Below are 6,415 nucleotides of genomic sequence, written 5' to 3' on the forward strand. Positions count from 1 at the left end.
AGTGCAAGTATCTGATAGAACGCATCCAGATCCTTTCCTTTGCCGATGAAGTTCCGGCCTATGCCGAGGTTGATGGAAAAAATGGGCATGATGAATTCTGCCCTGGCAGAGAGCCCTGCCGAGAATTGTTCGATGAACGGAGGCCGGTAGAACTTCAGTTCGCTGGGGTCTGAAGGAACTGATTTGTTTGCGATGTGGTTGATGATGTTTGCACTTTCATCATACTGCATGTCGAGCGAAAGTCCGGCACGGAAATATTTGGTGAAGTTGTACAGGGGATTAACGTTTATTCCGGCCACGGCGAAAGATCCCGGCACCAGCATCGGGTTCAGGCCCTCCGGATAGATTCCTTTTCTTTTCGTCGATCCGTAGACAATCAGATCGTAGCTGACATGGGGAGCGGGCTTTTCTTTCGTTTTCCGGCATGTGGCAGGAGAGTCGGTTTGGGCTGGTCCGAAGAACCTGGTGATGCCGATGCTTCCGTTGAGCGTGTTTACGCCCGAATTCGGATAGTTGGTGTTTCCGTTTGAATAGTGTGCGGCTCCGATTCCGGCTTTCAGGCTTGTCCGGGAGTTGATCTGCCAGTTCAGCAGGATGTTTATGGCCATGTAGGCGTTGATTTTTGAGCCGACGACTATGTTCCACGGATTGGTTTGCGCATCGTATTTTTTCCAGCCGAAAGACGCTCCGAAGTTCCATTCATAGTCCAGTGACAGATTGGGAGCCAGCGAAACGATCCTTGAAGTCTGGAACACATAGACGGCCAGCGGATTTCCTATCTCCGCGGTGTTGAAGAACGTGTTGTATCCGACACCTATTCCTTGTACGGCGTGCGGATATTGCTGGCCGAAGTAGGTGTCCGGCCCGAATTTGAAGCCATATTTCAGATGTCCCGACAATGCGTTTCTGTTAGGGTTTCTTTCTCCGTCAAATCCTTTGAAGAACGGATTTGTGGGGAATATATATGCCGGCCTCGCATCAAACTCGATGGAATGGATGATTCTCTCCGGGATGCTGTCGTGGCTCTTTGCGTAAGTCTGGACGGTGAGAAAGGCAAGAAGGGAAACGGCGGAAATCGTTCTGAGGCAGAAAGACAGGAGATGCCGGGAGCTTGCTGGCGAGCGTTGCATTTTGTTATAGGTTTATAGGGTAATATGCCATCTGGACGCAGGGAGAGTGGGGACGCTTTTTCTCTGCAAATCTTTATCAAATTGCGTCCAATGGCGAATGTTTCATTACCAATGGGTATCGTTCCGGATGCTTCAGACTATCAATTTCGAGGTCAATGTCCAGTTCAGGCCATTCGATTGCATTCGGACCGGCCATGCGCACGTTGAGCGCGCTGCTTATGCGGGCGTCGCGTAGCCAGGGAACTCGGTTGTACGACACAAAATAATCTTGTTCTAAAACGGAAAGCATCATTCCTTGTGCGTTAATCATCAAGACGCTTACCGATGTGGGCTGCAAATTGCTGTTTGAAGTCATCTCCATATTTTTCTACTAATTGCGTTATCTTTTTCAGCTCCTTGTTGTTGAAGCCATAATTGCTGGCAAGTTCCATCTCCGGTTCCAGCCAGAATTTTGCTTCACATTCGGCTTTGACAACGTGGATATGCTTTCGCTCTTCTTCATTAGAGTATATTTTGAATGTTATATCCATCTTCTTGTCTGAACTTGGGACTCATACCGAAATGTTTTTGCTTTTTGCGAAGATAAGGAAAAACAAAGAGATAAGCAAGAAAACTTTTCCCAAGAAAGTGTCCGGAACATTTGCGCTTTCGACGGATTTTGCGTTTGTCCAAGTTTTATCAGGCACTTTTCCTATATTTTCCGTACCTTTGCGCCGATAAAAGAAAACGGTATATGTGGTTATTGTTGGCATTCTGCTCGGCGGCATTGCTGGGCTTTTATGATGTATTCAAGAAAAAGTCGCTGGCAGGCAATGCGGTTCTTCCGGTATTGGGACTGAATACGCTTTTCTCAAGCTTGATTTTTCTGCCTTTCATTCTTCTCTCTCATTTCAGTCCCGGCTGGCTGGAAGGCTCTCTGTTTTATGTCCCCGATGCAGGCTGGGAGGTGCATAAGTACATTCTCATAAAATCATTTATTGTCCTTTCGTCGTGGACATTCGGCTATTTCGGCATGAAGCATCTTCCGCTTACTATCGTCGGGCCGATCAATGCCACCCGTCCGGTCATGACGCTGGTGGGTGCCCTGTTGATATTCGGCGAGCAGCTGAATGTGTATCAGTGGATAGGCGTGCTGATGGCCATCGTTTCGTTCTTCATGCTGAGCCGTTCGGGGAAAAAGGAAGGCATCGACTTTGAGCATAACAAGTGGATTTGGTTTGTGGTGCTTGCCGCTCTCCTTGGAGCCGTAAGCGGCCTGTACGACAAATACCTGATGGGACGGTTCAACAACATGGTGGTGCAGGCATGGTATAACATCTACCAGCTTTTCTTGATGGGGGGTGTGCTGATGTTCCTCTGGTGGCCGCGCCGAAAGTCGGGCACTCCTTTCCATTGGGACTGGTGCATCATTCTGATTTCGGTGTTTCTTTCAGCCGCCGACTTCGTTTATTTCTACGCTCTGAGCATGGACGGTTCCATGATTTCCATCGTGTCGATGGTGCGCCGGGGAAGCGTGGTGGTGTCGTTCCTTTTCGGTGCGATGGTGTTCCATGAAAAGAACCTCAAGAGCAAGGCGGTCGATCTGGTGCTTGTGCTTGTCGGCATGTTCTTCCTCTATTTGGGGAGCGTGCTGGGATGATTGGAATTATGTATAATTGTTTTTAAAAGATAATTCGTATTTTTGTTGTGGAACTTAGGGTAGTGACTCTTATTCCGGTAACATAGAATTTTAGAAAGAAACGTTATGCTTATCTTGTGATTGGGAACCTAGGAAATTCGCAATTGTACACAAGGATAGCATAGTGGTTCTCACGCTATAGCGTGGGCTGCTATTACCATATCCGTGTACAAGGTTTTCCTAGGACCTCCAATCAGAATGTGGTAGCATTGCAGTTCCACGCTTGAACCAAACTATATTATATATCCTTTTGATTTTCAGCTTTGAATTATAGGAATTACTGTAATCTGATACCACAAAGTTCCCTGAATATATAGATACGGTATGTTTTATAGAATGAATAATCGAGCTTTTATGTAAAGGCAAGTTAGTAGTTGGCGAAAAGCGTTATGAACGCTTTGTGGAAGATTTTGTAAACTGCCACTGATACATCAACTGTGAGCGGACGGTCTGCAAGAACTGCCATGAGATGAACCTTCTTATTGTTAAAGGATTGCTGACCGACTATAAGAATCTTGTAAAGCAGTTTTTTTGGTCTGAAATATTCTCATTTGAGGACAGCATGAGGCTCAAAAAGATGTATGACATTTCAAGTCCGTTGCTGCTTTCTTGCAAGAATGGCCTTGATTCCCATTTCCGTGCACCTCTCTCTTTGGACTGTAGTTTTACTGATGGACAGTTGGCCGGTATTACGGCTTGTGCCGAGGCATATCATCTGTTTTGTGTACCATCTCTTAAAATTGAGGATATGGAAGCACTCTTTGCGTGCAAGGATGGCTTCTGTATACGGGTGAACAATGTACGCCATGTGACTGTCATGTTTGATGCCCTTCTTGAAAATCGGTTCATTCAGTACCACTGGCAGTCCGTACTTGAAAAAGGAAAGTTCCTTTTATGCAAAAATGGCAAATACTTTGTCTCTGCTTCCAATCTTTCTACAGCTTTGTCTGCGGCAAGACGCAATCCTGATTCCGTATTCTATGGAATACAGAAAGCAATAAAGGAATTGGAACAGTAAAACTGCTCATGCTTGAAAAAGGTCGTCCATAGTAACTTCGCTATGGACGATGCTTTTATGTTTTCCGCCCACGACACCATAAGTTGTTACAAAAGTGATCACAAGCGATTTCTTGTTTTTTGTCGCCATCCGAAACAGTCCCATCCGCTCCCTCAGCTTCATCTCATAGTTATCGGTGATGCCATATTGGTCCGTGCTGAATTTCATTTCGCATAGGTGGATAATCCTGTCTGCCCGCTCGATTATCATGTCAATCTGAAAACCGGGTATCCCTTTTTCAGTGTCGGCTTTGCTCCGCCATGTGGATATGGAGGTTCCCACTCCTGCTATTCCGAGTGCGCTTTTTATCTGTTTATGATGACCCAGGCACACCAGTTCAAAACTCAGTCCCATCCATGCGGATACACTGCGTGCCCCCATGTTGTTACTCCACCATCTGTCATCCTTGGTGTTGTTGGATTCAATGAACTTGTAATAGAACAGCGTGTAGAAATCCGTAAGCCTGAATATGTTGTTACGGACTTTACTTCCATATTGTGACAGCCGTGTGATGAAGTCACAACGCTCCAGATTCTTCAGTATCTTGCTGAGGAATGCTCCTTCCAGGCCGGTGGCCTTGACTATATCTTCCCTTGTCATCCCCGACTTGTTCTCTGACAACAGCCTGACTACTGATATATAAGTATCGGCATTTGTAAAAAGGGCATTGTAAAGTTCATCGAACTCCATTTTCAACTGTGCTCCCTCGGAGAAGAACAGCCTGTCTATATTCTGCGCAAGGCTGTCTGCCGTATTCAGAAGACTCAGATAGAAAGGCACGCCTCCGAATATCATATAGCATTGCAATATCTGGTACCTGTCCCATTGGCAGTTCCTCTGCCGCAGATATTCTTCCGTCTCGTGAAGGTTGAACGGGGACAGGTGCAGGTTGCAGGTGATCCTCGCATGAAGACCGCCTTGATTCCCCTCTATCTTGTCCGCCATCCATGATGTTGCCGAACCTGTAGCGATAAGCACGATGTCTGTGCGCCTGTTGCACCAGCCGTTCCAGAAATTCTCCAATGCGCTGACAAAGTTTGACCGCTGTGTATCCATCCATGGCATTTCATCGATGAAAACCACCTTTTTTCTGTCAGAAGGCAATGTCTCAAGATAATCTTCAAGTGCATTGAAGGCATCATACCATGTTTCCGCCTTCGGCTGGCGTTTTTTGGATTGCCGCTGGAGTGCACGCATGAAGTTCTGTATCTGGACTGTCGCAGGGGTCTTGTGCTCTCCTACAAATGTAAAATCGTATTTATACTTGAAGAATTTGTCTATAAGATATGTCTTGCCTATACGGCGACGACCACTTATGATGACAAGTTCCGAACGGTCTGAATCCAGACACCTCTGCAATTCTTCACATTCTCTTTTCCGTGAAATCAATTTGTCCTGCATGATGCTTCAATTTTCGGCAAAGGTACTAAATCCGCCTGTGTCAGCCAAACTTTCAAGGCATAAGCTTATACTTTATCCGTTAAAATAATCAAGATAAAGTATAAACTCATACTACTTGCCCGTTTCCGAGATGCTACTTTATCTGGATTTTACTATCAAATAAAGTATAAACTCACGGATCGGTCAAATAAGGAAATTATGACATGACCTTTCTTTCCTATTGGCTATACATCATGTTCAGCTTGCTGAATTGTGTGGCACCCCCTCAAAAGCGGCAGCTTTTTGGGGTATTAGGCTCTTATATCTGATATTAATTGTATTTACTTTATAATCAATGATATAAATGTATTTTACAAAGCGTTAAGAAACAAAATAGTACTAAGAAACTGTTTTGAATTTCTCCAAAAAGTTTTTCTTGGCTTGATGTATTCGTTTTCGTGTGTGCTTTGGGCTATTTTTGGTCTTTTCCGCTTCTGTTCTTCGTCAGATAGCCCGCTATCTTCCTCATCACACAAACGGAAATGCCTCAAAAACTCATTCCAAATCAGCACACGATAAATTCAAAACAGTTTCTAAATATCCTTCAACACAAAGGTGTAGCTTTGACGCAGAGGAAGGCCCAGCTTTTTCACAATGCCAAGGACTTTTTTCACGGTCTTCTTATGCAACTTTGCATCTGTGGGGTAAGTGACATTCTTTTCCTGAACTGTAGAATCAATGAAGGCCGTATCATGATGATGGTCTTCATCATCCTCGTTATTCACACGGATGCTTTCCTGAAAAATAAGTTCAATCCCCTCTTCACCGATACGCTTGCGGAAATGAACCAGTTCTGAAGAGGCACATGGAGCAGACGGAGTGAACTCCTGCATCCCACAAAAATACTGATAATAAGCGTTTTCACTCCATTGTTCTACCAATGACTCATCTGACAGATTACGAAGGTGTTTCAAAATGAGCAAACCACACATTAAACGGATTGGCTTACCGAGACGACCGTTGTCCTGACAATACAAAGGCTGAAAAGCCGTTTCAAATTTTTCCCAAGCTATTTTGTCAGCCAACTGGTAAAGTGGGTACGATTGGTTCAGCATGTCAGATAGGTTACTGAATAAAGAAGGGCTATTATGCGTATTTTTAATCATAAAT

6 protein-coding genes and 1 pseudogene are annotated in these 6,415 nt (G+C 44.8%); 2 read left to right on the top strand and 5 right to left on the bottom strand.

The window, feature by feature from the left end; genetic code table 11:
- The 3 genes from QUW60_RS14810 to QUW60_RS14820 form a co-directional block, all read right to left on the bottom strand.
- Positions 1-1,130 (bottom strand): acyloxyacyl hydrolase (locus tag QUW60_RS14810; protein ID WP_289561453.1); only part of this gene is annotated, 1,130 nt, incomplete at its 3' end.
- A 76-nt stretch (positions 1,131-1,206) separates the two neighbouring features.
- Positions 1,207-1,440 carry a DUF2442 domain-containing protein gene (locus QUW60_RS14815; RefSeq protein ID WP_434736875.1) on the bottom strand — a complete coding sequence of 78 codons (234 nt, stop codon included), beginning with the start codon at positions 1,438-1,440 and terminating at the stop codon, positions 1,207-1,209.
- On the bottom strand, positions 1,433-1,660 hold the full coding sequence (locus QUW60_RS14820; protein ID WP_258338904.1) for a DUF4160 domain-containing protein: 228 nt from the start codon (positions 1,658-1,660) through the stop codon (positions 1,433-1,435). The genes QUW60_RS14815 and QUW60_RS14820 overlap by 8 nt, the downstream gene beginning before the upstream one ends.
- A 203-nt stretch (positions 1,661-1,863) precedes the next feature.
- On the opposite strand from QUW60_RS14820, the gene QUW60_RS14825 reads away from it, so the two are divergent.
- On the top strand, positions 1,864-2,769 hold the full coding sequence (locus QUW60_RS14825) for a DMT family transporter (protein WP_258338903.1): 906 nt from the start codon (positions 1,864-1,866) through the stop codon (positions 2,767-2,769).
- A 508-nt stretch (positions 2,770-3,277) separates the two neighbouring features.
- Positions 3,278-3,826: a hypothetical protein gene (locus QUW60_RS14830; protein ID WP_258338902.1), complete on the top strand. Its 549-nt coding sequence runs from the start codon at positions 3,278-3,280 to the stop codon at positions 3,824-3,826.
- A gap of 6 nt (positions 3,827-3,832) precedes the next feature.
- Here the strand turns inward: QUW60_RS14830 and QUW60_RS14835 are convergent, their stop codons facing one another.
- Together QUW60_RS14835 and QUW60_RS14840 are read right to left on the bottom strand one after the other, a co-directional pair.
- Positions 3,833-5,266: an AAA family ATPase gene (locus QUW60_RS14835; protein WP_289561461.1), complete on the bottom strand. Its 1,434-nt coding sequence runs from the start codon at positions 5,264-5,266 to the stop codon at positions 3,833-3,835.
- A 575-nt stretch (positions 5,267-5,841) separates the two neighbouring features.
- Positions 5,842-6,411, bottom strand: a pseudogene (locus QUW60_RS14840) (transposase); the annotation flags it as partial.
- Positions 6,412-6,415: the final 4 nt, after the last annotated feature.

Source organism: Bacteroides gallinaceum (genome assembly GCF_030373775.1).
Classification (GTDB): domain Bacteria; phylum Bacteroidota; class Bacteroidia; order Bacteroidales; family Bacteroidaceae; genus Phocaeicola; species Phocaeicola excrementipullorum.

Excerpts from the sequence above, each read along its gene's own strand:
- QUW60_RS14815 (WP_434736875.1), bottom strand. The coding sequence starts at position 1,440 with ATGATTAACGCACAAGGAATGATGCTTTCCGTTTTAGAACAAGATTAT.
- QUW60_RS14820 (WP_258338904.1), bottom strand. The coding sequence starts at position 1,660 with ATGGATATAACATTCAAAATATACTCTAATGAAGAAGAGCGAAAGCAT.
- QUW60_RS14825 (WP_258338903.1), top strand. The coding sequence starts at position 1,864 with ATGTGGTTATTGTTGGCATTCTGCTCGGCGGCATTGCTGGGCTTTTAT.
- QUW60_RS14830 (WP_258338902.1), top strand. The coding sequence starts at position 3,278 with ATGAACCTTCTTATTGTTAAAGGATTGCTGACCGACTATAAGAATCTT.
- QUW60_RS14835 (WP_289561461.1), bottom strand. The coding sequence starts at position 5,266 with ATGCAGGACAAATTGATTTCACGGAAAAGAGAATGTGAAGAATTGCAG.